At 66.3% G+C, this 23,582-nt stretch carries 27 protein-coding genes; 11 read left to right on the top strand and 16 right to left on the bottom strand.

Features of this window, described 5'->3' with window-relative positions; translation table 11 throughout:
- Positions 1 to 19 precede the first annotated feature (19 nt).
- Positions 20 to 1,279 carry an aspartate kinase gene (locus tag ABD050_RS08625; RefSeq protein WP_343888873.1) on the bottom strand — a complete coding sequence of 420 codons (1,260 nt, stop codon included), beginning with the start codon at positions 1,277 to 1,279 and terminating at the stop codon, positions 20 to 22.
- Between the two features lie 52 nt (positions 1,280 to 1,331).
- Between ABD050_RS08625 and ubiG the strand changes: the two genes are divergently transcribed.
- Positions 1,332 to 2,120, top strand: coding sequence for a bifunctional 2-polyprenyl-6-hydroxyphenol methylase/3-demethylubiquinol 3-O-methyltransferase UbiG (gene ubiG, locus ABD050_RS08630; RefSeq protein WP_343888874.1), 789 nt, complete (start codon positions 1,332 to 1,334; stop codon positions 2,118 to 2,120).
- A 561-nt stretch (positions 2,121 to 2,681) separates the two neighbouring features.
- On the opposite strand, the gene ABD050_RS08635 is transcribed toward ubiG, so the two are convergent.
- Both ABD050_RS08635 and ABD050_RS08640 read right to left on the bottom strand, forming a co-directional pair.
- Positions 2,682 to 4,214 carry an ABC transporter permease/substrate-binding protein gene (locus ABD050_RS08635; protein ID WP_343888875.1) on the bottom strand — a complete coding sequence of 511 codons (1,533 nt, stop codon included), beginning with the start codon at positions 4,212 to 4,214 and terminating at the stop codon, positions 2,682 to 2,684.
- Positions 4,211 to 4,993, bottom strand: a complete 783-nt coding sequence (locus ABD050_RS08640; RefSeq protein WP_343888876.1) for an ATP-binding cassette domain-containing protein — start codon at positions 4,991 to 4,993, stop codon at positions 4,211 to 4,213. The genes ABD050_RS08635 and ABD050_RS08640 overlap by 4 nt, the downstream gene beginning before the upstream one ends.
- 56 nt (positions 4,994 to 5,049) lie before the next feature.
- Here ABD050_RS08640 and ABD050_RS08645 point away from each other — a divergent pair, with 56 nt between their 5' ends.
- Complete coding sequence (locus ABD050_RS08645; RefSeq protein ID WP_343888877.1) at positions 5,050 to 5,856, top strand: SDR family oxidoreductase; 807 nt, start codon at positions 5,050 to 5,052, stop codon at positions 5,854 to 5,856.
- A 39-nt stretch (positions 5,857 to 5,895) separates the two neighbouring features.
- Here the strand turns inward: ABD050_RS08645 and ABD050_RS08650 are convergent, their stop codons facing one another.
- Positions 5,896 to 6,189, bottom strand: coding sequence for a 4a-hydroxytetrahydrobiopterin dehydratase (locus ABD050_RS08650; protein WP_343888878.1), 294 nt, complete (start codon positions 6,187 to 6,189; stop codon positions 5,896 to 5,898).
- A 48-nt stretch (positions 6,190 to 6,237) separates the two neighbouring features.
- Here ABD050_RS08650 and ABD050_RS08655 point away from each other — a divergent pair, with 48 nt between their 5' ends.
- Genes ABD050_RS08655 through ABD050_RS08665 form a run of 3 tightly spaced genes read left to right on the top strand, consistent with a single transcriptional unit; the run spans position 6,238 to position 7,879 of the window.
- The gene (locus ABD050_RS08655; RefSeq protein ID WP_343888879.1) at positions 6,238 to 6,651 is read left to right on the top strand and encodes a metallopeptidase family protein; all 414 of its coding nucleotides are present in this window, start codon (positions 6,238 to 6,240) and stop codon (positions 6,649 to 6,651) included.
- Positions 6,648 to 7,238: a heme ABC exporter ATP-binding protein CcmA gene (ccmA, locus tag ABD050_RS08660; protein ID WP_343888880.1), complete on the top strand. Its 591-nt coding sequence runs from the start codon at positions 6,648 to 6,650 to the stop codon at positions 7,236 to 7,238. Before ABD050_RS08655 ends, ccmA begins: the two co-directional genes overlap by 4 nt.
- Positions 7,235 to 7,879 (top strand): heme exporter protein CcmB, encoded by a 645-nt coding sequence (locus tag ABD050_RS08665; RefSeq protein WP_343888881.1) that lies wholly within the window; start codon positions 7,235 to 7,237, stop codon positions 7,877 to 7,879. Before ccmA ends, ABD050_RS08665 begins: the two co-directional genes overlap by 4 nt.
- A 39-nt stretch (positions 7,880 to 7,918) precedes the next feature.
- On the opposite strand, the gene ABD050_RS08670 is transcribed toward ABD050_RS08665, so the two are convergent.
- The 11 genes from ABD050_RS08670 to coxB form a co-directional block, all read right to left on the bottom strand.
- On the bottom strand, positions 7,919 to 8,788 hold the full coding sequence (locus ABD050_RS08670) for a class I SAM-dependent methyltransferase (protein ID WP_343888882.1): 870 nt from the start codon (positions 8,786 to 8,788) through the stop codon (positions 7,919 to 7,921).
- A 16-nt stretch (positions 8,789 to 8,804) separates the two neighbouring features.
- Positions 8,805 to 10,205, bottom strand: a complete 1,401-nt coding sequence (gene thrC, locus ABD050_RS08675; RefSeq protein WP_343888883.1) for a threonine synthase — start codon at positions 10,203 to 10,205, stop codon at positions 8,805 to 8,807.
- A 55-nt stretch (positions 10,206 to 10,260) separates the two neighbouring features.
- Positions 10,261 to 10,893, bottom strand: a complete 633-nt coding sequence (locus ABD050_RS08680; RefSeq protein ID WP_343888884.1) for an SURF1 family protein — start codon at positions 10,891 to 10,893, stop codon at positions 10,261 to 10,263.
- Positions 10,890 to 11,273 carry a DUF983 domain-containing protein gene (locus ABD050_RS08685; RefSeq protein WP_343888885.1) on the bottom strand — a complete coding sequence of 128 codons (384 nt, stop codon included), beginning with the start codon at positions 11,271 to 11,273 and terminating at the stop codon, positions 10,890 to 10,892. Before ABD050_RS08685 ends, ABD050_RS08680 begins: the two co-directional genes overlap by 4 nt.
- A complete protein-coding gene (locus ABD050_RS08690) occupies positions 11,260 to 11,766 on the bottom strand; it encodes a DUF3291 domain-containing protein (protein WP_343888886.1) in 507 nt (168 codons plus the stop codon). The genes ABD050_RS08685 and ABD050_RS08690 overlap by 14 nt, the downstream gene beginning before the upstream one ends.
- Positions 11,767 to 11,770: 4 nt before the next feature.
- Positions 11,771 to 12,700 (bottom strand): cytochrome c oxidase subunit 3, encoded by a 930-nt coding sequence (locus ABD050_RS08695; protein WP_343888888.1) that lies wholly within the window; start codon positions 12,698 to 12,700, stop codon positions 11,771 to 11,773.
- A 34-nt stretch (positions 12,701 to 12,734) separates the two neighbouring features.
- The gene (locus ABD050_RS08700; RefSeq protein WP_343888889.1) at positions 12,735 to 13,268 is read right to left on the bottom strand and encodes a cytochrome c oxidase assembly protein; all 534 of its coding nucleotides are present in this window, start codon (positions 13,266 to 13,268) and stop codon (positions 12,735 to 12,737) included.
- On the bottom strand, positions 13,265 to 13,459 hold the full coding sequence (locus tag ABD050_RS08705) for a hypothetical protein (protein ID WP_343888959.1): 195 nt from the start codon (positions 13,457 to 13,459) through the stop codon (positions 13,265 to 13,267). Before ABD050_RS08705 ends, ABD050_RS08700 begins: the two co-directional genes overlap by 4 nt.
- Complete coding sequence (locus ABD050_RS08710; protein WP_343888890.1) at positions 13,456 to 14,364, bottom strand: heme o synthase; 909 nt, start codon at positions 14,362 to 14,364, stop codon at positions 13,456 to 13,458. The genes ABD050_RS08705 and ABD050_RS08710 overlap by 4 nt, the downstream gene beginning before the upstream one ends.
- A 212-nt stretch (positions 14,365 to 14,576) precedes the next feature.
- On the bottom strand, positions 14,577 to 16,238 hold the full coding sequence (gene ctaD / locus ABD050_RS08715) for a cytochrome c oxidase subunit I (protein WP_343888891.1): 1,662 nt from the start codon (positions 16,236 to 16,238) through the stop codon (positions 14,577 to 14,579).
- Positions 16,239 to 16,242: 4 nt separating this feature from the next.
- On the bottom strand, positions 16,243 to 17,364 hold the full coding sequence (gene coxB / locus ABD050_RS08720) for a cytochrome c oxidase subunit II (protein ID WP_343888954.1): 1,122 nt from the start codon (positions 17,362 to 17,364) through the stop codon (positions 16,243 to 16,245).
- A gap of 212 nt (positions 17,365 to 17,576) precedes the next feature.
- Here coxB and pyrE point away from each other — a divergent pair, with 212 nt between their 5' ends.
- Genes pyrE through maiA form a run of 6 tightly spaced genes read left to right on the top strand, consistent with a single transcriptional unit; the run spans position 17,577 to position 21,976 of the window.
- Positions 17,577 to 18,161: an orotate phosphoribosyltransferase gene (gene pyrE / locus ABD050_RS08725; protein ID WP_343888955.1), complete on the top strand. Its 585-nt coding sequence runs from the start codon at positions 17,577 to 17,579 to the stop codon at positions 18,159 to 18,161.
- The gene (locus ABD050_RS08730; protein WP_343888892.1) at positions 18,158 to 18,889 is read left to right on the top strand and encodes a pyridoxine 5'-phosphate synthase; all 732 of its coding nucleotides are present in this window, start codon (positions 18,158 to 18,160) and stop codon (positions 18,887 to 18,889) included. The genes pyrE and ABD050_RS08730 overlap by 4 nt, the downstream gene beginning before the upstream one ends.
- Before the next feature lie 22 nt (positions 18,890 to 18,911).
- Positions 18,912 to 19,316: a holo-ACP synthase gene (gene acpS, locus ABD050_RS08735; RefSeq protein ID WP_343888893.1), complete on the top strand. Its 405-nt coding sequence runs from the start codon at positions 18,912 to 18,914 to the stop codon at positions 19,314 to 19,316.
- Between the two features lie 9 nt (positions 19,317 to 19,325).
- Positions 19,326 to 20,285 (top strand): signal peptidase I, encoded by a 960-nt coding sequence (gene lepB, locus ABD050_RS08740; protein WP_343888894.1) that lies wholly within the window; start codon positions 19,326 to 19,328, stop codon positions 20,283 to 20,285.
- A complete protein-coding gene (locus ABD050_RS08745; protein ID WP_343888895.1) occupies positions 20,286 to 21,353 on the top strand; it encodes an AI-2E family transporter in 1,068 nt (355 codons plus the stop codon).
- Positions 21,350 to 21,976, top strand: coding sequence for a maleylacetoacetate isomerase (gene maiA / locus ABD050_RS08750; protein WP_343888896.1), 627 nt, complete (start codon positions 21,350 to 21,352; stop codon positions 21,974 to 21,976). Before ABD050_RS08745 ends, maiA begins: the two co-directional genes overlap by 4 nt.
- 379 nt (positions 21,977 to 22,355) lie before the next feature.
- On the opposite strand, the gene ABD050_RS08755 is transcribed toward maiA, so the two are convergent.
- Entirely contained in the window at positions 22,356 to 23,450 is a 1,095-nt protein-coding gene (locus tag ABD050_RS08755; RefSeq protein ID WP_343888897.1) for a glycosyltransferase, read from the bottom strand.
- Positions 23,451 to 23,582 lie beyond the last annotated feature (132 nt).

Below are 23,582 nucleotides of genomic sequence, written 5' to 3' on the forward strand. Positions count from 1 at the left end.
AGGCGCTCCTCGCCAACGCTCACGCAGCGTCCTCCGCGTCGAGCCCATAAGCGGTGTGCAGCACGCGCACCGCGAGCTCGGTATAATCTTCCTCGATCAGCACCGAGACCTTGATCTCCGAGGTGGTGATCGCCTGGATATTGATGCCGCGCTCGCCGAGCGTCTTGAACATGGTCGCGGCGACGCCGGCATGGCTGCGCATGCCGACCCCGACGATCGAGATCTTCGCGACGCGGGTATCATGGACCAGTTCGACATAGCCGATATCGCCCTTCGCATTGCCGAGCACTTCGAGCGACCGTGCCAGATCGGCCGAGGGCACGGTGAAGGTCACGTCGGTCGATCCGGTCGAGTGCGCGACGTTCTGCACGATCATGTCGACGTTGATGTTCGCATCCGCCAGCGGCGTGAAGATCGAGGCCACCGCGCCGGGACGGTCGGGGACCGACGTGAGCGTGATCTTGGCTTCGTTCTTGTCGTGCGCGATGCCGGTGATGAGCTGGCGTTCCATATCGTCGATCTCCTCTTCGCCCACGATCATCGTACCGGGCAATGTGTCCGCCATCGGCGCGTCGTCGTCAGTGAACGACGACAGCACCTGGACGCGGACCTTTTCCTTCATCGCGAGCCCTACCGAGCGCGTCTGGAGCACCTTGGCCCCGACGCTCGCGAGCTCGAGCATTTCCTCATAGGTGACGCGCTTCAGCTTGCGCGCGCGCGGCACGATGCGCGGGTCGGTCGTATAGACGCCGTCGACATCGGTATAGATGTCGCAGCGATCGGCCTTCATCGCCGCCGCCATCGCCACCGCCGACGTATCCGAGCCGCCGCGGCCGAGCGTGGTTACCCGCTCGCCCGCCGCGAGGCCCTGGAAGCCCGGGATGACCGCAACCTCGCCCTGCGCCAGCGACTTGTTGAGCGCGGTGGTGTCGATCTCGGCGATGCGCGCCGAGCCGTGCCCGTCCGAGGTGCGGATCGGCAATTGCCAGCCGAGCCAGCTCCGCGCCGGCACGCCGACCGCCTGGAGCGCGATCGCGAGCAGGCCGCTGGTGATCTGTTCGCCGGCCGAGACGACGACGTCATATTCGTGCGGATCGTAGAGCGAGCTCGCCTCGCGGCAGAAATTGACGAGCCGGTCAGTCTCGCCGGCCATCGCCGAAACGACGACGGCGACCTGGTTGCCGGCCTCGACCTCGCGCTTGATGCGCGCGGCGACGCTCCGGATCCGCTCGATCCCGGCCATCGACGTGCCGCCGAACTTCATCACGATACGGGCCATGAGGGTGCTGGAAATCCTTGGGGTGGGCGGGGCGCCCTGATAGGAAGGCGCAATGGGCATAGCAAGCATTGCGGCATCCGCCGCGCAGACAATTGCGGCATCCGCCGCGGGGACAAGCGCCCCCGTAACGACGATCAACCCGGCCGAGGCCGCGCATTTCGGCGCACTGGCCGCCGATTGGTGGGACCCCAGGGGTTCCTCGGCGATGCTCCACCGCCTCAACCCGGCGCGGCTCGGCTATCTCCGCGAGGCGATCGACCGGCATTGGGGGCTGGACGCGGCGGGCTTCACCCCGCTTGCCGGCAAGACAGCACTCGATGTCGGATGCGGCGCCGGATTGCTGTGCGAGCCACTCGCCCGGCTCGGCGCTGCGGTGACGGGAATCGACGCAGCGGCGGAGAATATCGCGGCGGCCCATGCCCATGCGCTGCAATCGGGCCTGACCATCGATTATCGCACCGGCGGAATCGAGGGGCTGGGCAGCAAGCGTTTCGATCTGGTGACGAGTCTCGAGGTGATCGAGCATGTCAGCGATCCGGCAGCCTTCATCGCCGGCCTGGCGGGCGCGCTCGCCGAGGGCGGGCTGATGGTGCTTTCCACCCCCAACCGCACGGCGCTGTCGCATCTCGCGATGATCACGATCGGCGAGGGGACCGGGCAAATCCCCAGAGGCACGCATGACTGGAACAAGTTCCTGACGCCCGAGGAGCTCGGCGGGCTGCTCGAAGAGGCGGGGTTGACCGTAATCGATACGCGCGGGTTGCGCTTCTCGCCGGCGAAGGGCTTCGTGATTTCGGACGATTTGAAGCTCGATTATTTCGTAACGGCGGTGCGGGCCTAGGATATCGCGCGCGACCTTGGAGCGCCTCGCGGGAAATCCGGATCGCCAGATTGAGGGAATCCGGTTCCGGGTTGCTTATGCCGGGCCCTGAGTGGACCCGACCGCGAGCCCAGCCGCGATCCCGATTCCCGCTGTTCCCCGCTGTTCCCCGCGATTTTTTATTTTCGCCGCTGTTATGTTGGAGTTTCCGTTCAATTTCTCCATTCGTTATCAACATCTTACTGAGCATCCCGCTGTTATTCAGGAACAGCGGCATAACAGCGGGGGAACAGCGACGATAACAGCGGCGGAACAGCGGCGGAACAGCGGGGAACAGCGGGGAACAGCGGGCCTGTGGGAGTGGCCGCCCGCCCATCGAATAAAACGGTCATGTCAAAGAGCAGGCGGAACCGGGACGGCATCCCGCCCGCTCGCGCATCTTCCACACCCTCCCCCGGGATTGAATCGAACCGACCCATTCCTGATCGCCGGATCAGGTTCACGCGCGGCACCCCAATAAATTATCGTATTATTTCAAGATATTACCGTCATCCTAGGCTTGTTCCGGCATGACGAAGAGATCTATAACCCGAGCTTCTTCTCCAGCCACCGCGCCGCGACTTCCGGCGACACCTTGTCGTCGTCGCGATCGACCATGTAGTTCGCCTCGCGCATCGCCTCGACGGGAATGCGCCCGACCAGCGGCGAGATCGCTTTCAGGAAGCGGGCATCGTGCGCGCGCCGCGGCGAGACCATCAGGATCGCGTCATAGCCCGGAATCGCGCCCTTCGGGTCGGCGAGCACGGTGAGCTTGTCGGCAGCGATCCGCCCGTCAGAGGAGAAAGCAGGGATCACGTCAGCGGTGCCGTCGGTCAGCGCGCGGTACATGAAAGTCGGCTGATAGGGGTGGGCCGACTGGAATTGGAGGCCGTAAGCCCGCTTCACCGCTGCCCATTCGGGCCGTTCGAGAAACTCGATATCGGTGGCGAGCCTGAGCTGCGGGGCGATCGCGGTCAGATCGGCAATGCTTGCCACGTGCCGGCGCGCGGCATCGTCGCCGCGCATGGCGAAGGCATAGGTGTTCTCGAAGCCGAGCGTGCCGATGAGTCTCACGCCATGTTCGCGCGCCGCCCACTCGCCGACACCCTGGACGATCGCCGGCCGCGGCGGGGTGTCGGTGCGCCTCATCTCGTTGGTCCAGATCGTGCCCGAATAATCGACATAGGCATCGATATTGCCGGAAGCGGCGGCGGCGAAAGCGACGACCGAACCGAGCCCTTCGCGATACTCGACATGATAGCCCGCCGCTTCGAGCCGGTGGCCGATCACCCGCGCCAGGATATATTGCTCGGAGAAACCCTTGGCGCCGATCACGACCGTTTCGCCCGAACGCGGCCACATCGGCGCGAGCGCGACGATCACACCCGCGGCGAGCACGGCCGCCGCGATCCAGGCGCTGACTCGGTGCCGCGTGGCGATGCCGCGTTCGATCACCCCGAGCAGCGCATCGACCGTGAGCGCGAGCGCCGCCGCGCTCAGGCAGCCGGCGAGCACCAGTGCCCAGTTCTGGGTCTGGAGGCCGGCGAAGATGATGTCGCCGAGGCTCGGCTGGCCGACCGTGGTCGAGAGCGTCGCGGCGCCGATCGTCCAGACCGCGGCGGTGCGGATGCCCGCCATCAATACGGGCGCGACCAGCGGCCCCTCGACCAGGCGGAGCTTCTGCCACGCCGTCATCCCCATGCCGTCAGCCGCCTCGATCACCGCCGGATCGATGCCGGCGAGGCCGGTGACGCCGTTCCTGAGGATCGGCAGCAGCGCATAGAGAGTCAGCGCGAGCAGCGAGGGCAGGAAGCCGAGCGCCGGAATGCCGCCGCCGACCAGCGTCGAGAGCGACAGGAGCAGCGGGTAGAAAAGCGCGAGCAGGGCAAGCGACGGGATGGTCTGGACAAGGCTGGCGAAGCCAAGCGCGATCCGCGCCACCGCCGGATGGCGGGCTGACCAGATCGCCAGCGGCAGGCTGATGACCAGGCCGAGCGCCAGCGCCGAAAAGGCAAGCAGCAGATGCGCGGCAAGCAGATCCGGCACGCGGGCAAAGGCATCGAGAAAGGCAGTCACGCCCCCTGCTCCAGCGCATGCAGCCGCCGCGCCTGCTCGCGCGGCACGGCAACCAGCGCATCCGCCTCGGTGCCGCCCTCGCCCGCCAGCAACGCTTTCGGTGTCGCATCGGCGACGATCCGGCCCGCCGCCATCACCAGCACCCGGTCAGCGAGCAGCAGCGCCTCGGCCATGTCGTGAGTCACCATGATCGTGGTCAGGCCGAGCCGATCGTGCAGCGCACGGATCGCCGCGCCGAGCTGATCGCGCGTGACCGGATCGAGCGCACCGAACGGTTCGTCCATCAGCATCAGCCCCGGCTGGCACGCCAGCGCCCGCGCGACACCGACGCGCTGGCGCTGGCCGCCCGACAGCGCATCGGGCATCCGCAGGGCGAAGTCGCGCGGCAGGTCCACCAGATCGAGCAGCTCGGCAACGCGGGGCTCGCGATCCTTCTCGCCCGCGAGCCACGGACCGAGCCCGATATTCTCGCTGACGCTCATGTGCGGGAACAGGCCGATATTCTGGAAGACATAGCCGATTCCCCGGCGGAGCCGGGACAGCTCGGTCCTCGTCACTTCCTCGCCGGCGATCATGACGGTGCCGGCGCTCGGCTCGACCAGCCGGTTGACCATCTTGAGCAGCGTCGACTTGCCCGATCCCGACGCGCCGACCAGCGCGACGAAGCTGCCGCCGGCAATTTCCAGCGAGACAGTATCGACGGCGACCGTACCGCCCGGATAGCGTTTCGTCACATCGGCAAAGGCGACCGAGGGGCCCGGGGCGTGCGATTCTGGCATCGCCTTTGGTTGTGCGGGACGATAGGCATAGCGTCAAACAGGAACAGGGGGCGGATATGGGCGACACAGGCCAGAGGGCGATCTTCATCACCGGCGGCGGATCGGGGATCGGCCAGGCGACCGCCAGGCTGTTCGGTGCGCGCGGCTGGCGCGTCGGCCTGGCCGACGTCAACGCAGCCGGCCTTGCCGAGACCGCCGCAATGCTGCCGCCGGGCATGGCGACCACCTATGTGATGGACGTCCGCGACCGCGACGCCTGGGTCACGAGTCTCGACACGTTCACGGCCGTGACGGGCGGGCGGCTCGACGTGTTGTTCAACAATGCCGGAATCGCCACCGGCGGCCCGCTTGCCGAGGCAAGCTTCGACGATATCGACCGGACGATCGCGATCAATCTGATGGGCGTGCTGAATGGGGCGCGAATCGGCTATGCCTATCTCGCCCGGACACCGGGATCGTACCTGCTCAACACCGCGTCGGCGTCGGCAATCTACGGTTGCTCGGGCCTGGTTCCCTATTCGATGACCAAGTTCGCGGTCCGCGCGATGACCGAGGGACTCGACGGCGAATGGTATGGCGCCGGCATCAAGGTGCGCGATATCGTGCCGGGCTTCATCGATACGCCGCTGCTGAAGGCACCGGCGGGCGGATCGAATCAGTCGATCCGCGAGACAGTGACGGCAGCGGGGCTCGAGCTGACCGCCGTGGAGGAGGTCGCCGAGGCCGCCTGGGCCGCGGTGCATGGCGACAAGGTCCACACCTATGTCGGCAAGACCGCTCACCGTATGGCCTTTGCCGCGCGCTGGATGCCGGGCAAGCTGCGCACGATGATGCGGCGGGGCATGGCTGCACCTACTGACTAGCCGCTTGCTCCCCCTCGCGCATGCCCGGAGCGGAACACGTCACTCAAGCAGCAGGTCGATCGCCTCGGCCATGTCGACGTCGCGCCGTGAGAGCCCGCCGGCATCATGCGTGGTCAGCAGGATCTCGACCCTATTCCACACATTCGACCATTCCGGATGATGGTCAGCCTTCTCGGCGAGCAGCGCGACGCGGGTCATGAAGGCAAAGGCCTCGCTGAAATCCGCGAACAGGAATTTGCGCGTGATCGCGTCGCGCGCCTCGTCATAATCCCATTCGTCGAGCGCATCGAGCGCCTCCGCCCGGTCCTCGTCGCTCAGCTGCTCGATCGTCATCCGCGCCTCCTGTAGCGCTCGATGCGCCTTCACCTTATGGCATAGCCGATGGCGACACCCGATCAACCACGCACCGCGCCCGGCCTCGACACGATCGAGGCGATCGCGCGCGCGACGCTCGCCAGCCTGCCGCCCGAATTCCGCGCGCATCTCGGCGATGTCGTGCTGATTGTCGAGGACCTCGCCGATGACGAAACCCTCGACGCGCTGGGCATCGAGCATCCGCTCGACCTGAGCGGGCTCTATCACGGCCGGCCGATAGGCGAAAAATCGTCGATGGAATCGGGCGCGCTGCCGGATCGTATCCATCTCTATCGCCGCGCCATCCTCGAAGAATGGATCGAGACCGGGGTCGGGCTCGACGAGCTGGTCGCGCATGTGATGATCCATGAGGTCGGCCATCATTTCGGCCTCTCGGACGAGGACATGCATGCGCTTGAAGAGGCAGTGGGCGAATCGTGACCGGCAGCCTCGCGTTCCGGAACCTGGCGTGCGCGCGCGGCGGGCGGGTGCTGTTCGAGTCGCTCTCCTTCGCTATCGAGCCCGGCGGCGCGGCACTGGTGACCGGGCCGAACGGCATCGGCAAATCGAGCCTGATCCGGATCGCGGCGGGGCTGCTGAAGCCGCTTTCGGGCAGTGTCGAGGGATCGGCGACACGCGCGCTGATGGCCGAGGCCAGTGCGCTCGATTCGGATCGGCGGCTGGCTGACGCGCTCCGCTTCTGGGCGGCGCTCGACGCTGGCGGCGCGCCCGGCGACCGGGTTTACCGCGCGCTCGACGCAACCGGCCTCGCCTTACTCGGCGATGTACCGGTACGCCTGCTCTCGACCGGCCAGCGCCGCCGCGCCGCCTTTGCGCGGGTTGTGGCGAGCGAGGCGCCGGTCTGGCTGCTCGACGAACCCGCAAACGGGCTCGACGAGGCCAGCGTCCGCACCCTCGAGGCGCTGATCGCGCGCCACCGCGCCGCCGGTGGGGCTGTGCTGATTGCCACGCATCTGCCGATCGACGCGCCCGACGCGCAGTCGATCGTGCTGGGGAGCGCGGCGTGAGGCCGCTTCTCACCCTTGTCACGCGCGACCTGCGCCGTGCCTGGGCGGGCGGGAGCGTTACCTATACGCTGGCCTTCTTCCTGCTTGTCGCCATCCTGTTTCCCTTCGCGATCGGGCCCGATGCCGCGCTGCTGGCGCGGGTCGGCGGCGGGGTGATCTGGGCGGCGGCGTTGCTTGCGGCGCTGATGCCGGTCGAGCGGCTGATCGGGCCCGATGCCGAAAGCGGCGTGCTCGATCAATTCGCCGTGCGCGGGCTGAGCATGGCGAGCGTGGCGGCCATGAAGATCGCCGCGCACTGGCTCGCCTTCGGGCCGCCGCTGATGGTGGCGGCGGTGATCGCCGCGGGGCTGCTCGATCTGCCGGGCGCGATATTGCTGCGGGTCGAAATCGGGTTGCTGATCGGCACGCCGGGGCTCGCCGCGCTGGCGGTGGCGACCTCGGCCCTGGTGTCGGGCCTGCGCGGCGCGGGGGCGGTCGCCGGGCTGGTGATGCTGCCGCTTGCGGTGCCGTTGCTGATCTTCGGGGCTGGATCGATCGAGGGCGGGATGGGCGCGGTGAAGTTGCTGGCTGCGGTGAGCCTGGTGTTGATTGCGGGCGCGCCCTTCGTTGCGGGCGCGGCGATGCGGGCGGGGATGGAGTGACCCTTCTTCCTCCCCCTCCCGCTTGCGGGAGGGGAGGGATCAGCGCGACCACCGCGCCCAGATTGCGGTCGGGAGCAGCAGCCCGCGTGCTTCTTCACGCACCGCCAGTTCCCCCGCCTCGATCCTCCCGCCGAGATCCGCAAGCGCCTGGTTGAGCAACTCGCCGATCGCCAGCGCGGACATCCGCACCGCATAGACGGTCAGGAACAGGAAGCGCGACTCGCCATCGAGCAGCTTGCGGCAATCGGCGATCAGGCCGGGCAACCCTTCCTCGAGCCGCCACACCTCGCCTTCTGGCCCCCGCCCGAACTTGGGCGGATCGAGCAATATACCGTCATAGCGCCGCCCCCGTCGCACCTCGCGGGCGATGAACTTGGTCGCATCGTCAGTCATCCAGCGGATCGGCTTGTCGGCCATGCCGGAGAGCTGGGCGTTGGCGCGGGCTGCCTCGACTGATTTCTTCGAGGCGTCGACATGGACCATCTTCGCACCCTTCGCCGCCATGGCGAGCGTACCGACACCGGTATAGCCGAACAGATTGAGGCATTCGGGCGCCTCCATCCCAGCAACGCGCTCGCGCATCCAGCTCCAGACCGGCGCCATGTCGGGGAAGAAGCCGAGATGGCGGAACGGCGTCGTCTGGGCGGTGAAGCTCACATCGTCCCATTTCAGCGGCCAGCCTTCGCGCGGCACCGGTTCGGCGAACTCCCAGCGGCCGCCGCCATCCTCGTCGGAACCCGGGACGAATTCGGCATGCGCCCGCCAATCGTCCCTTGCCGGCTTCCACAAGGCCTGGCCCTCGGGCCGGATGAAGCGGAAGCGGCCATAGCGTTCGAACTTGCGGCCACCCCCTGAGTCGACCAGGCCGTAATCGGCCCAGGGCTCGCCGATAAGGGTTTGAACGTCCATCAGAACAGGCCGGTGTTCACGGCCGCGCCACCGCCCGCTCGGCGATATAGCCGGTGACCGCCTCGAAGGTGCCGGGGAGCGTCGCGTAGCGCTCCTCGCGATCGAACAGGTCGCCGATCCGCGCCGGGAGCGCGGGCCGTACACCCGTCGCGCGTTCCACCGCATCGCCGAATTTCGCCGGATGCGCCGTCGCGAGCGTGACGATCGGCACATCCATCGGCAGGTCGGCACGGCGCGCCGCGGCGAGGCCGATCGCGGTGTGCGGGTCGATCACCTGCCCGGCGCCATCGCACGCCCAGCGCATGGCGAGCGCCATGTCGTCGAGATCGATCCGGTCGCTTGCAAACAGGCGTGAGGCGCCCTCGCGTTGCGCGTTGGTAAGGCGCATTGCCCTGGTCGCTTCGAAGCCGCGCATCTGTTCCGCCGTCGCGGCGCCGTCGCGGCCGCCGAGATCGAACAGCAGCCGTTCGAAATTGCTCGAGACCTGGATGTCCATCGACGGGCTCGGCGTCGGCACCACCGTCCCTTGCGAATAATCGCCCGCGCTGAGCGCGCGGTGGAGAATATCGTTGACGTTGGTCGCGACCACCAGCTTCGCGACCGGCAGCCCCATCTTCGCTGCGACATAGCCGGCAAAGACATCGCCGAAATTGCCGGTCGGCACCGAGAAGGCGACCGGCCGCTCGGGGGCGCCGAGCCGGACGGCAGCGTAGAAATAATAGACCACCTGCGCCATCAGCCGCGCCCAGTTGATCGAATTGACCGCCGACAGCGCGAACTTCCCCGAAAAACCGGGATCGTTGAACATCGCCTTCACCAGCGCCTGGGCGTCGTCGAAACTTCCCTCGATCGCGATATTATGGATGTTGGGCGCGAGCACCGTCGTCATCTGCCGCCGCTGCACGTCGGACACACGGCCCTTCGGGTGGAGCATGAAGACATCGACCCCCGAGCGCCCCGCCAGCGCGTCGATCGCCGCCGAGCCGGTATCGCCGGATGTCGCGCCAACGACGGTGAGGTGCTTGTCCGTGCCGGCCAGGAAGCGCTCGAACAGCAAGCCGAGCAGCTGAAGCGCGACGTCCTTGAAGGCAAGCGTCGGGCCGTGGAAGAGCTCGAGCAGCCAGTGGCGCTGGTCGAGCTGGACCAATGGGGTGACGGCGGCATGAGCGAAGCGGCCATAGGCCTGGACGCAGAGCGACCGAAGCTCCTCGCGGGTCAGCGTGCCCTCGACGAAGGGCGCCATCACTGCAACCGCGGTGTCGACATAGGAAAGGCCGCGCAGGCCCCCTATCTCCTCGGCGCTCAGGCTCGGCCAGGCCTCGGGAAGATAAAGCCCGCCATCATTGCCGAGGCCGGCCAGGGTGACCTGTTCGAAATCGAGGACGGGGGCTGCCCCACGGGTGCTGATATAGCGCATGGCTTTCGCGCCTAACCGCGGCGCGGCAAAGTCACAAGCACGTCATCGAGCCAGGTCAGGGCTTCAGTCGCCGTCTCAGCGCAATCCCGTAGATGATCGCCGCCACCGCTGCGAACAGGAACCACTGGACCGCATAGGCGAGATGGTTGTTGGGCACCGCCGACAGGTCAGCCTCGGGATTGGCCTCGAGCCCCGCCACGGGCTTGTCGGCGACGAGCATCAGCATCTTTGGGGCATGCGAGAAGATCGCGGCGATCAGCGGCTGATGGTCGGGCGCGTGCGTGATATAGCCGCTCACCTCGCCGCCCTTCCAGCCGGGCTTCGCATCGACCGTGGAAGAGACGCCGATCTGCACCGCGAATCCGGGCCCCTCGGCGCCGGTGCGGCATTGCGCGATCTGGCGCCAGCCGGCACCCCCCTTCGCGTTGCGCCCGCCTTCGACCTTGTAGCTGACCGGCTCGAGGCAAAAGGCGCTGGCGCGGCGGAACAACAGGCTTTCGCCAACCGGGATGCGGGGGAAGGCGATCGGCGGCAAGGTGCGATTCGCTGCATATTGCGCGAGCAGCGCCTCTTTCTCGTGCTTGCGCTGGAGCTGCCAGAAGCCGAGCGCGATCATCGCCGCGATGGCGAGCCCGACCACCAGGGTCGCGACGATCGGAAAGCGTTTCGTCGGGGGAAGAGATTTCATTGATCCGAAATCCGACCCTCGCGCGCCGCATTGCGATATTCGAGCGCGAGCAGCACGCCCTTTGCGAGCCGCAGCGCGCCGATGACGCTCACCACGCCGAGCGGCACGAGAATGATCGCCAACAGCCAGAGCGGCGGCTCGATCGTCAGCTCGAGCGTCAGAGACAGGCCCACCAGAAGCCCGCCCAGGATGAAGGTGAGGAATGCGGCCGGTCCGTCGCCGACATTGAAGGTCGTAAAATCGAGCCCGCAGGCGCGGCAACGATCGGTAAATTTCACCGGTCCCGTGAACAGGGTCTGCGCGCCGCAGCGCGGGCACAGTCCCTTCAGCGCCACCTGAGCGGGCGTCGGGCCGTGCTGGCGGGGCTCAGGCTCGGCCAACGCACCACGGATCGGGCTGCATGTCGATCGGCAGACCCGGAAGGCCGGGCGCCGGAAATCGCGACTTGAAAGTGAAGGCGCGCGCGCTCGGGCCGAAGCGATCGATCAGCCAGAGGCGGGCGAGGCCGTCCTCGACCGTCGGTAGCGTTCCGGCTTCGATCCACCAGAGCGCCTGATACGCGCCCTCCATGGGCGCGAACCACTGACGCCGCTGCGCCATTACCGGCGTGTGGGCGGTGCGATAGACGAAGGCGAACAGCGCCTCGGCATCTTCCCAGACCGACATGTTGACGAGCACGAGCGGGTCCGGCGTCGGCTGCAGGTCGGTCGCGTCGTTGCCGTCGCCGACCAGGCGCCACACAAAGCCCGGGCTGGCATCGGCCAGTGCGTTGATCCGATCAAGCTCGGCGAAGAAACCGGCGACCTGCGGATCAGTGGCGGGCGCAACCATGCGCCCGACATTGATCTGCGCCAGTTCCCAGCCGGTCTTCATGGTGTCAGCCCGCGTGGACCGGCGCGCCCCAGCCGCCCCAGACATAGATGGAGACGAACAGGAACAGCCACACCACGTCGACGAAATGCCAGTACCAGGCAGCCGCCTCGAAGCCGAAATGCTGGCGCGGCGTGAAGTCGCCCTTATAGGCGCGGATCAGGCAGACGGTCAGGAAGATCGTGCCGATGATGACATGGAAGCCGTGGAAGCCGGTCGCCATGAAGAAGGACGCGCCATAGTTCAGTCCCTGGAAGGGAAAGGGTGCGCCGGCATATTCATAGGCCTGGATCGAGCTGAAGGTGATGCCGAGGATGATCGTCAGCCACAGGCCCTTGAGCACGCCGTCGCGGTTGCCGACGCCGAGCAGGCCCCAGAGGCCGGTCTTCTCGCCGCCGCGCTGGCCGTGGATCAGTGCGTGATGCGCCCAGGTGACGGTGGTGCCCGAGGTCAGCAGGATCAGGGTGTTGAGGAGCGGGAATTTGAAGGCATTGAGCACTTCGATGCCCTTGGGCGGCCAGGTCGCGGCGCCCGCGGCGGCATCGGTGATCAGGCTCGTCGTGTGAGTCGCCATGTCATAGGCGACGGGCGCCGGGAACAGCGAGAAATCGAAGAACGCCCAGAACCAGCCGACGAAGAACATCACCTCGGAAGCGATGAACAGGATCATCCCGTAGCGCAGATGAAGCTGCACGACGGGAGTGTGGAAGCCCTGATGCGCTTCGCTGATTACATTGGCCCACCAGCTGAACATGGTGGTGAGCACCATGGCTACCCCAAAGAAAAACAGGATGCCGCCGCCATTGGGATGGCCGACATGGCCGCCATGCATCCACATGATGGCACCGGCCGCCATCGCGAGCGCCGAAAAGGCGCCGACGAACGGCCAGATATCGGGTGCGAGAATATGATAATCGTGATTCTTGGCGCCGGCCATTTCGGTCCCCGTTTCAATAGGCTGTAGATGCGCTCTAGCTTGCGGCTTTCGCGGAATCCACAGGGTAAAAAGTGTAGCTCAAGGTGATCGTCTTGACGTCCACCGCATCGGGGTCGTCGAGGATCTTTGGATCGACGAAGAAGATGACCGGCATGCGTGCCGTCTCACCCGGCTTCAGCGTCTGCTGGGTGAAGCAGAAGCACTGGATCTTGGTGAAATATTTGCCCGCCTCGGCGGGGGCCACATTATAGGTCGCCGTACCGGTGATGCTGTGGTCGCTCGTGTTGGTCGCCTCGAAAAAGGCCATGTCGCGCGCGCCGATCGCGACCACGTCCGATCGATTCTCGGGCACGAACTTCCACGGCATTTTCGGCGCGACATTGGTATCGAACGCAATCCGTATCTGATGGTCGACCGCGCCCGGCGCGACCTTGCCGCGCTGAGTCGTGCCGTTCCACCCGGTCGCCTGGCAGAAGACCCGGTAGAGCGGCACGCTCGCCCAGCCCAGGCCGCTCATGAAACACACGCCGAGGACGAGGAGGACAAGGGTGCGCGTCTTGCGGGTCAATGCGCCATCCCTCCCTTGATCTTGGCGATCGAGATGCCGAACATCAGCACGACGAACGCGCCCAGCAACAGCGCCATCACGATCGAGCGGCTGCGCTGGCGCTTGCGGATCGCGTCATTCTCCGCCTCGGTCGGCTTCTGCCATATCGAGGGCGGCACGCTCGAGCGCGGTGCGTCTTCAGGCCGGTTCATGCAAATACCCAGCGGTCGATCACGACTGCCCCGAAAAGGATGAAAAGATAGAGGACCGACCATGCGAAGAGCCGCTTCTCGGGGCGCATCGCGTCCTTGGCGCCGGTGGTGCGGAGGCTCACCTGAAGCGCGAGCGCTGCGAACACCAGCGTGGCGATGGCGGCAACGAGGCCATATACTGCACCGGTCAGGCCGAGCGCCCAGGGCGCGATCGCCGCGACCGCCATCGGAATCGTGTAAAGGCCGATCTGAGTCCGGGTCACGCGCTCGCCGGAAACCACCGGCAGCATCGGCACGCCGGCGGCGGCATAATCGCTCTTCATGAACAGGGCGAGCGCCCAGAAATGCGGCGGCGTCCACAGGAAGACGATGGCGAACAGCAGCAGCGGCAAGGTGGCGACATGGCCAGTCGCGGCGGCCCAGCCGATCAGCGGCGGAAAGGCGCCGGCGGCGCCGCCGATGACGATGTTCTGCGGCGTCCGGCGCTTCAGCCAGACGGTATAGACCAGCACGTAGAACAGGATCGAGACAGCGAGGATCCCGGCCGCCAGCAGATTCGCGGCCAGCCCCATCAGGATCACGGAAAAGCTGGCGAGCCCCACACCGAAATGCAGCGCCGACTGCCGATCCATCCGCCCGGCGGGCAGCGGCCGGCGCGCGGTGCGCTTCATCTTGGCGTCGAGATCGGCCTCATACCATTGGTTGAGCGCACCCGCCGCACCGGCGCCGAGCGCGATGCACAGGATCGCGGTGAAGCCGAGCACCGGATCGATGGCGACCGGCGCCGCCAGCATCCCGCACAGCCCGGTGAAGACGACGAGCGTCATCACCCGCGGCTTGGTCAGCGCGAGGAAATCGCGCCAGTCGGCGGGAAGGATGATCGGCGTTGCGGTCGTCGTGGTCATTTGTTCAACTCTCCCCTCCCGCTTGCGGGAGGAGTGTCAGGCCGGAACTGGGTCCGAAATGCCCCCCCCGGGGCATTTCTCGATCATGCCGGGGCATGATCGACCCAGTGCCGGCCTGACACTGGGGTGGGCTCGCGCCATCCGCGCGAATTCCGGTTGGGGAGAGCGGGCGCCCTCCCCAACCCCTCCCGCAAGCGGGAGGGGCCTTATGCTCAGTCGATACGCGGCAGGGTCTCGAACTGGTGGTAGGGCGGCGGGCTCGACAATGTCCATTCGAGCGTCGTCGCGCCGTCACCCCAGGGGCTGTTGCCAGCCTTCGGACCGTTGAACAGCGAGTAGAAGAGGTTGAAGAAGAACACGACCATCGAAAGAGCCATGATCACATAGCCATAGGTCGCGATCGTGTTCCAATGCTCGAGCGCCGGGGTGTAATCCGGAACGCGGCGCTGCATGCTCTGCAGGCCGAGGAAGTGCATCGGGAAGAACAGGATGTTCACGCCGATGAAGAACACCCAGAAATGGGCATGGCCAAGCGTCTCGTTCATCATCCGGCCCGACATTTTCGGGAACCAGTAATAGAAGCCGGCGAACAGGCTGAACACGGCGCCGAGGCTCAGCACATAGTGGAAATGCGCCACGACATAATAGGTGTCCTGCACATTGTCGTCGACGCCGCCATTGGCGAGCACCACACCCGTCACGCCACCGACGGTGAACATGAAGATGAAGCCGATCGCCCACATCATCGGCGTCTTGAAGCTCAGCGAGCCGCCCCACATCGTCGCGATCCAGGAGAAGATCTTGATGCCGGTCGGCACCGCGATCACCATCGTCGCCGCAGTGAAATACATCTTCACATCGACCGACAGGCCGGTGGTGAACATGTGGTGCGCCCAGACGACGAAGCCGACCACGCCGATCGCGACCATGGCATAGGCCATGCCGAGATAGCCGAAGACGGGCTTGCGCGAGAAGGTCGAGATAATCTGACTGACCATGCCGAAGCCCGGCAGGATCATGATGTAGACCTCGGGGTGGCCGAAGAACCAGAAGAGATGCTGGTACAGGATCGGATCGCCGCCGCCGGCCGGATCGAAGAAAGTGGTGTGGAAGTTGCGGTCAGTCAGCAACATCGTGATCGCCGCGGCGAGCACCGGCAGCGCCAGCAGCAGCAGGAAGGCGGTGACCAGCACCGACCAGACGAACAGCGGCATCTTGTGCAGCGTCATGCCCGGCGCGCGCATGTTGAAGATGGTGGTGATGAAGTTGATCGCGCCGAGGATCGAGCTCGCGCCGGCAAGGTGAAGCGACAGGATCGCCATGTCCACCGAAGGACCGGTCTCCTGCGTCGAAAGCGGCGCGTAAACCGTCCAGCCGGTGCCCGCGCCGCCGAAGAAGGGCGAGGCGAAGAGCAGGATCATCGACGGGACGAGCAGCCAGAAGCTGATATTGTTCATCCGCGGGAACGCCATGTCGGGCGCGCCGATCATCAGCGGCACGAACCAGTTGCCGAAGCCGCCGATCATCGCCGGCATGACCATGAAGAACACCATGATCAGACCGTGTGCGGTGATCAGCACGTTCCAGAGGTGGTGCGCGTCGTCGATCGTGCCGGGGCCGTGCAGCCAGGTGTACCAGGTGCCGAGATACTGGATGCCGGGATGAGCGAGTTCGGCGCGCATCAGACCCGAGATCGCGCCGCCGACGATGCCGGCGAAGATCGCGAAGATCAGATAGAGCGTGCCGATGTCCTTGTGGTTCGTCGACATGAACCAGCGCTGGAAGAAAGCCGGCTTGTGATCGGCATCGTGATGCGCGTGATCGTCATGATGATGCGCTTCGAATGCTGACGGGTGGAGGGCGGTGTCGGTCATTGTCTTACTGTCCAGCGTTGCCGGCCGCGGCGGCCTGATTGATGGCGGGAGCGGCGCTGGTCGCGTTCTCGACCGGTCCGGTGGTGTTGACGATCTCGGCGGTGTTCGTCTCGAGCGCCGCGCCGGGCTGCGCCGGCGCCGCGGTCGAAGGCTTGCCCGCGCTCGGCCCCGTATTCGGCATCGTGCCACCCTTTGCCTTGACCCAGGCAGCGAACACGGCCGGCTTCACTGCCTCGACGGTGATCGGCATATAGCCGTGCCGCGCGCCGCAAAGCTCCGAACAGACGCCATAATAAACGCCTTCCTTGTCGATCGTGAAGCTCGTCTCGTTGACCCGGCCCGGGACCGCGTCGAGCTTGATCCAGAAAGCCGGGATCGACCAGCTGTGGATCACGTCGTTCGAGGTGGTGAGCAGGCGGATCGGCACGCCGACCGGCAGCACGACGCGATTGTCGGCTGCGAGCAGCTTCGGGCCGTCGGCGTCGGTCCGGGCGCGCTCGCCGGCCCCAACCTCGTCCTTTTCCTTGAGCATGTTGGCGGTGATCTCGAAGCCGCCATTGTCGGGATATTGATAGCTCCAATACCATTGGTTGCCGATCGCCTTCAGCGTGACCGCGCCGTCGGGCGCCGGCTTGTACTGCTGCGCAAGCAGGCCGATCGAGGGCGCCGCGATCAGCGCGAGGATGATCACCGGGACGCCGGTCCAGATGATCTCGATCAGCGTGTTGTGCGAGGTCTTCGACGGCACCGGATTGGCGCTGGCGCGATAGCGGAACATCACCCACAGCAGCAGCGCCAGCACGAACAGCGAGATGGCCGTGATGACGGGGACCAGGATGTGGTTGTGGAATCCCAATGCGCGTTCACCGGTCTTCGTCGCCTGGGGCTGAAGGCCGATCTCGCCGGCGACCGGCATGCCGACGCCCGGCGTCGGCAGCATTGCGGGCGCGCCGTCCATCGCAAGCATCGGATCGGTCGGCGTCGCAGCGGCCGGCTTGGCCGCGGCGGGCGTGCTGCCTGAAGGTGCCGCTGCAGGTGCTGCGGGCGCCTGCGGCGCGGCATGGCCGACACCGGCCAGCGCGAGCCCGGCGGCCAGCACGATCGACTTGAGACCCAACATGCGCATCTTCATTCGTTACCCCTGGCGGATGCGCCGTAGCCCCGGCGCCCGGACGCGGATACGCCCGTTTGGGAGGGCCTATACGCGCAGGTCCCCACTGTCTCAAGCGTGTCACGCGCGTTTTTTGGCGCTGGCCCGGGCCGGGGCGTTGCGCGACCCTTGCAGCACTCCTATCAACCCCGCGCACGAGAGGACCGCGCGCCATGACCCCGCCCCACATGACCGATGCCGAAATCCTGGACGAGTTCCGCGCCGCCGATGCGCTGCTCGAAGGGCATTTCATCCTGTCCTCGGGCCTGCGCAGCCCGCGCTATCTGCAATGCGCGCGCGTCTTGATGGATCCGGCGCGTGGCGCTCGGCTGGCCGGCGCGCTGGCGGCACGAATCCCCGCCGAGATCCGCGATCGCATCCAGGCAGTCGTCTCGCCGGCGATGGGCGGGGTGATCGCCGGGCACGAAATGGCGCGCGCGCTCGGCGTCGAGGCGATGTTCCTCGAGCGGCCCGAAGGCGTGTTCGAACTGCGCCGGGGATTCCGCCTAGCGCCCGGGACGCGCGTATTGATGATGGAGGACGTCGTCACGACCGGCCTCTCGTCACGCGAGGCGATCGCCGCGATCGGCCGCGCCGGCGGCGAGACGATCGCCGCCGCGGCGCTGGTCGATCGCTCAGGCGATACCGCAAATCTCGGCGTGCCCTTCTTCCCGTTGATCCGGCTCGACGTGCCGACCTACAGCGCCGATTCGCTCCCGCCCGAGCTGGCGGCGATCCCGGCGATCAAGCCGGGCAGCCGGGCGGCGCCATGACCGCGACCTCTTTACGCCTCGGCGTCAATATCGATCATGTCGCGACGGTCAGGAACGCGCGCGGCGCCGGCTATCCCGATCCGGTCCGCGCCGCCCTGGTCGCTGCCGAAGCCGGTGCCGACGGCATCACCGCGCATCTCCGCGAGGACCGGCGCCACATCACCGACGACGATATCGCGCGGCTGTCCGAGCAGCTGACGATCCCGCTCAACCTCGAAATGGCGGCGACCGACGAGATGCTCGCGATCGCGCTGCGCCACCGGCCGCATGCCGCCTGCATCGTCCCCGAAAAGCGCGAGGAGCGAACCACCGAGGGCGGGCTGGACGCGGCCGGCCAGCATAACCATCTCCAGCATCTCGTCGGCGAACTGGGGCGGGCGAAGATCCGCGTGTCCTTGTTCATCGAGCCCGATTCGCGCCAGATCGAGGCTGCGCTCCGTCTCGGCGCACCGGTCGTCGAACTTCATACCGGTCGCTACGCCGAACTTTCCGGCCAGGCCCAGGCCGAGGAATTGCGCCGCCTCGCCGATGCCGCGGCGCTGGCCGCGAAGAACGGCATCGAGGTCCATGCCGGCCACGGCCTGACCTATGACAATGTCGCGCCCATTGCCGCGATCCCGCAGGTGCGTGAGCTCAATATCGGTCATTTCCTGATCGGCGAGGCGATGTTCGTCGGGCTCGGCGAGGCAGTGCGGCGGATGCGAGCAGCGATGGATGCAGTGCGGTGAGCCGATTTGTTCGTCGGCCGTCATGATCATCGGCCTCGGCTCCGATCTCTGCAACATCGAGCGAATCCAGGCGTCGCTCGATCGCTTCGGCACGCGCTTCGAACAGCGCGTCTTCACTGAGATCGAGCGCGCCAAGGCCGAGCGGCGCCCCTTCACCAAGGCGGGCACGCTCGCCAAGCGCTTCGCCGCCAAGGAGGCTTTCTCCAAGGCAGTCGGCACCGGCTTCAAGCGCGGCGTGTTCATGAAGGACATCGGCGTGGTCAACGCCCCCTCAGGCGCGCCGACGCTGGCGCTGACCGGCGGCGCCAGGGCGAGGCTTGACGCGCTGACGCCTGCGGGCCACCTCGCTGTCGTACATCTGACGCTAACCGACGATCATCCATGGGCCCAGGCCTTCGTGGTGATCGAAGCGATCAGGACCGAGTAAGGACCAGGAATGAGCGAGGAGTTGGCGTTGGACGGATTGCCCGGGACTGAACCGGACCAGGAGGCAGACCCCGACAAGGAGGCCGCCACCAAAGCTCCCGCGAAAACGGACTGGTGGGGCGAGGTCAAGGGCATCGTCTGGCTGGTTCTCGCCGTGCTGGGGTTTCACAGCTTCATCGCCAAGCCCTTCTATATCCCGTCGGAATCGATGCTGCCCGGGCTCGAGGTCGGCGATCAGCTGATCGTCACCAAATATGCCTATGGCTGGTCCTTCGTCTCGCCGACCATCCCCAACCCGGTCGCCATCTTCCGCAGCCTGGTGCTGCGCCAGGAGATCGAGAGCTGGGGCGTTCAGCTGCCCTTCATCCATGGCCGGCTGTTCGGCCGCATGCCCGAGCGCGGCGATGTCGTGATCGTCACCCCGCCCGGTCGCAACACCGATTATATCAAGCGCCTGATCGGCCTGCCCGGCGATACGATCCAGGTGCGCGGCGGCACGGTGTTCCTGAATGGGACGGCGGTGAAGCGCGGACCAATCCACGACACGCTGATTCCGATCGATGCGAACAGCCAGTGCAAGCCCGAGGATTATGGCGAAAGCGCCCGCGTCACCGGTGCCGACGGCAAGCCCTATTGCAAGCTCCCGCTCGTCACCGAGACGCTGCCCAATGGACGCCACTATGACACGGTAGAGCTCGGCTATAGCGACGGCGACAATTACGGCCCGGTCGTGATCCCACCCGACCATGTCTTCCTGATGGGCGACAATCGCGATCGCAGTGCCGACAGTCGTTTCCCGGTCGAGCAGATGGGGCTGGGCGGCCCGGTCCCCTGGGAGAATCTGGGCGGCCGCGCCGAATTCATCACCTTCTCGAAGAGCGGCAACGGGAGCTGGAACCCCTTCAGCTGGGGGCAGAGCTTCCGCTCGGGCCGTGCGGGCACCTCGTTGCACGCAGCCAGGGACAAATAGATGGAGCCCGCAGCCGAGGTGGTCGTGTCGGAACCCGGCCCCAACGAGCTGCGTGATCCCTTCGTCCGCAAGGAATTGAAGCGCGCGACGGTATGGCTCGGCCTCGCTGCGGCGATGGCGCTGGTCGTTCTGCTGATCCAGCCGCTGCTGATCATCTTTGGCGGCCTCGTGTTCGCCTCGATGCTCGACGGCGGGGTCCGCCTGCTCGGCCGTATCCTGCCGATCCCGCGCGGCTGGCGGCTGCTGATCGTCATGCTCTGCACGGTCGCCTTCATCCTCGGCATCTTCTACCTGACCGGCGTTCAGGTCGCCGCCCAGGCCGAGCAGTTGCGCGTGACGCTCGAAACCCAGGGCAACCGGGTCATCGCCTGGGCATCGAGCCTCGGGCTGATGCCGGGACGGGCCGACATCAACGGCCTTGCCCAGCAGGCAATGGGGTCGTTCGGCAAGCTGACCTCGTTCGTCGGCTCAGCCGTCGGCGCGGTCAGCAGCCTGTTGATGGTCGTCATCATCGGCCTGTTCGTGGCGATGGAGCCGCGGCTTTACGAACGCGGGCTGCAATGGCTGATCCCTTCCGATTCGCGGCCGGAGTTCGCCATCACCATCGAACGAATGGCGCATACGCTCCGCCGCCTCCTCGCCGGGCGGCTGACCGGCATGCTGGTCGAGGGCATATTGATCTGGGTCGTCTTGTCGATCGGCGGTGTGCCGATGGCGCTGGTCCTCGGTTTGATCGCCGGCGTGCTTGCCTTCATCCCAAATATCGGCGCGATCGTCACCGGCGTCCTGATGGTCGCTGTCGGCTTCAGCGCGGGCTTGCACACCGGCTGGTGGGCGGTCGCGACCTATTTCATCGTCCAGAATTTCGACGGCTATGTCGTGATTCCGATGGTCGCGCGCCGCACCGTCGACATGCCGCCGGCGCTAACCCTGTCGTCGCAGATCCTCGCGAGCACCTTGTTCGGGGTGCTCGGCCTGGCGCTCGCCGATCCGATGGTCGCGATGATCAAGGTGGCGCTCGAACGTAATTCGGAACCCGCTATAGGCAATGAAACAGGCCCGGCATGATCCTGCTCCATGATTATTGGCGGTCGTCGGCCGCGTATCGGGTGCGTATCGCGCTCAACCTCAAGCATGTCGATTATCAGCGCCACGACATTTCGCTGCTCGAGGGGCTTCACCGCGCGCCCGAAAACCTGGCCCGCAACCCGCAGGGGTTCGTGCCGACACTCGAAGTCGATGGCGAGGCGATCACCCAGAGCCTCGCGATCATCGACTATCTCGATGCCATCAACCCCGAACCGCCGATGGTGCCGCGCGACCCGCTCGCCCGCGCCCGCGTGCTCGCCCAGGCGCTGGTGATCGCCGCCGATATCCATCCGGTCAACAATCTCCGGATCATGAAGCGGCTCGAATCTCAGTTCGGCGCTGACCAGGCGGCGCGGGACGACTGGTATCGCCACTGGATCATCGAGGGTTTCACCGCCCTCGAGGCGCTCGCCGGTGCCGGCCCCTTTCTCGGTGGTGCCGCGCCCAATCTCGCTGACGTCTGCCTCGTCCCCCAACTGTATAATACCCGGCGCCTTGCCGTGCCGCTCGATGCCTTTCCGAAACTGGTCGCCGCCGATGCCGCCGCGGCCGCGATTCCCGAAATCGCCGCAGCCCATCCGGATCGGGTCAAGCCGGCGTAGCACCGGGCGCGAATCATCGTGAAACGCCGATTCAACGCGTCCGCGATCGTCATCATATTGCGTGACCCCGACTCGCCCAGGCGTTTCGGGCCTGCTTCTCTCACCGCCGGAACGAGGCTGGACCCTCCCTGTTATGTCGCCCGCTCTCCCTGTTACGCCGCGCCATCCTCCCTGTTATTCGATAACAGGGAGAAATACCATTATCCTATTGCAATTACTTGATAAAATCTGGCGGCGCTTCCAACATAACAGGGAGAAATCGACGCAAAAAAATATTCCGGCCATTAACAGGGAGGAACAGGGAGAGCGGCGTCGCGGATTCGGCGGCTAGAGTCATTTGCAGCTTGGCTGAATCGGTGCCGTCTTATTCAAAACGGCTCTAGCCGCGCCGACGCTCCGCCACGACCGAGTCGAACAGATCGAGGTAATGCAGCGCCGCGTCGATACCCGGCTCGGGGACCGGCATCGGGCGAAGCCGGTTTGGCGCGAGCCAGTGATCGAGCGCATTGACCAGCGCCTGGGCATTGCCCGCCGGCACGATGCTGCCATGCGCCGGCGACGAGACGATCTCACGCACGGCGACGCTCGAATCGGTGGCGACAACCGGTGCGCCCTCCGCGAGCGCTTCGCGCAGCACGCCGGGAACCCCCTCGAAATCCGAGGTCAGCACCACCGCTGCCGCGCGCGCGAAGGCCGGGCGCGGATCTGGATCATAGCCGGGCAGATGAACGCGGCCGCCAAGGCCGAGCGCCGCGACCTGCGCCTCGAGCGCCGGGCGCGCATCGCCTTCGCCGAGAATGACCAGCTCGGTATCGCGCTGCGCGAGCCAGGGCAGCGCGTCGATCATCCGGTCCCACCTCTTCTGCTGCGCCAGGCGTCCGACCCCGAGCAGGAAGCGACCACTCGGCAGCCATGTCGGCGCCGTGGCGGCGAGCCGGCGTACCGGCGGATTCGGGATCACGCTGACTCGGCCGGGGGCGATGCCCATCGTCCTGATCGCCTCGTCGCGCATCGCCGGCGACATCGCGACGACGTGATCGCAAAAGCCGGGATGGAGTTTCAGCCAGGCGCGATAGCCCTGGGCGATGCCGAACGGCTGATCAGTGCGCGCCAGTCGATTCGAGACCTTGGCGACGATCGGCGGGCAATGCCGGCCGAGCCGCATCCGCATGAAGGCGGCGACGCCGGTATAATGGTTGCCCGGGCAGAAAACCACGTCGGGCGACAGTTCCCGCACATGGCCGGCGAGCGCCAGCATCGCACCGAGCGAGGGATCGCCGAGGACGCGCAGATCGACGTCGGACGGCAATTCGGCGGCGAGAGGCCCGCTCGCATCGCCGATCAGCAGCGTGACGCGACGTCCCATTTCGCTCCAGCTCTGCGCCAGGCGCAACAGCGTGCGCTCGACGCCGCCGCCGTTCAGCGTCTGGGCATAGGCCATGATATTGGCCGCGGCGGAGTGTGGGCTCACCATTTCGATTCGGCCCTGTAACGGACAATTGTCGCAGAAGTTTCGCGGTGCAGCAAAAAATGGACATGATTGGGGCATAGGTTGCAAATTGCAGCGCGCACGCGATCTAGCTAAAGCCGCGCCGGCCCGGTTGAG

The organism is Sphingomonas oligophenolica (genome assembly GCF_039522915.1).
Taxonomy (GTDB): Bacteria; Pseudomonadota; Alphaproteobacteria; order Sphingomonadales; family Sphingomonadaceae; genus Sphingomonas; species Sphingomonas oligophenolica.

Coding starts and splice junctions, on each gene's coding strand:
- ABD050_RS08625 (WP_343888873.1), bottom strand. CDS start 1,279: ATGGCCCGTATCGTGATGAAGTTCGGCGGCACGTCGATGGCCGGGATC.
- ubiG (WP_343888874.1), top strand. CDS start 1,332: ATGGGCATAGCAAGCATTGCGGCATCCGCCGCGCAGACAATTGCGGCA.
- ABD050_RS08640 (WP_343888876.1), bottom strand. CDS start 4,993: ATGCCAGAATCGCACGCCCCGGGCCCCTCGGTCGCCTTTGCCGATGTG.
- ABD050_RS08645 (WP_343888877.1), top strand. CDS start 5,050: ATGGGCGACACAGGCCAGAGGGCGATCTTCATCACCGGCGGCGGATCG.
- ABD050_RS08650 (WP_343888878.1), bottom strand. CDS start 6,189: ATGACGATCGAGCAGCTGAGCGACGAGGACCGGGCGGAGGCGCTCGAT.
- ABD050_RS08655 (WP_343888879.1), top strand. CDS start 6,238: ATGGCGACACCCGATCAACCACGCACCGCGCCCGGCCTCGACACGATC.
- ABD050_RS08670 (WP_343888882.1), bottom strand. CDS start 8,788: ATGGACGTTCAAACCCTTATCGGCGAGCCCTGGGCCGATTACGGCCTG.
- thrC (WP_343888883.1), bottom strand. CDS start 10,205: ATGCGCTATATCAGCACCCGTGGGGCAGCCCCCGTCCTCGATTTCGAA.
- ABD050_RS08680 (WP_343888884.1), bottom strand. CDS start 10,893: ATGAAATCTCTTCCCCCGACGAAACGCTTTCCGATCGTCGCGACCCTG.
- ABD050_RS08690 (WP_343888886.1), bottom strand. CDS start 11,766: ATGAAGACCGGCTGGGAACTGGCGCAGATCAATGTCGGGCGCATGGTT.
- ABD050_RS08695 (WP_343888888.1), bottom strand. CDS start 12,700: ATGGCCGGCGCCAAGAATCACGATTATCATATTCTCGCACCCGATATC.
- ABD050_RS08705 (WP_343888959.1), bottom strand. CDS start 13,459: ATGAACCGGCCTGAAGACGCACCGCGCTCGAGCGTGCCGCCCTCGATA.
- ABD050_RS08710 (WP_343888890.1), bottom strand. CDS start 14,364: ATGACCACGACGACCGCAACGCCGATCATCCTTCCCGCCGACTGGCGC.
- ctaD (WP_343888891.1), bottom strand. CDS start 16,238: ATGACCGACACCGCCCTCCACCCGTCAGCATTCGAAGCGCATCATCAT.
- coxB (WP_343888954.1), bottom strand. CDS start 17,364: ATGCGCATGTTGGGTCTCAAGTCGATCGTGCTGGCCGCCGGGCTCGCG.
- pyrE (WP_343888955.1), top strand. CDS start 17,577: ATGACCGATGCCGAAATCCTGGACGAGTTCCGCGCCGCCGATGCGCTG.
- ABD050_RS08730 (WP_343888892.1), top strand. CDS start 18,158: ATGACCGCGACCTCTTTACGCCTCGGCGTCAATATCGATCATGTCGCG.
- acpS (WP_343888893.1), top strand. CDS start 18,912: ATGATCATCGGCCTCGGCTCCGATCTCTGCAACATCGAGCGAATCCAG.
- lepB (WP_343888894.1), top strand. CDS start 19,326: ATGAGCGAGGAGTTGGCGTTGGACGGATTGCCCGGGACTGAACCGGAC.
- ABD050_RS08745 (WP_343888895.1), top strand. CDS start 20,286: ATGGAGCCCGCAGCCGAGGTGGTCGTGTCGGAACCCGGCCCCAACGAG.
- maiA (WP_343888896.1), top strand. CDS start 21,350: ATGATCCTGCTCCATGATTATTGGCGGTCGTCGGCCGCGTATCGGGTG.
- ABD050_RS08755 (WP_343888897.1), bottom strand. CDS start 23,450: ATGGTGAGCCCACACTCCGCCGCGGCCAATATCATGGCCTATGCCCAG.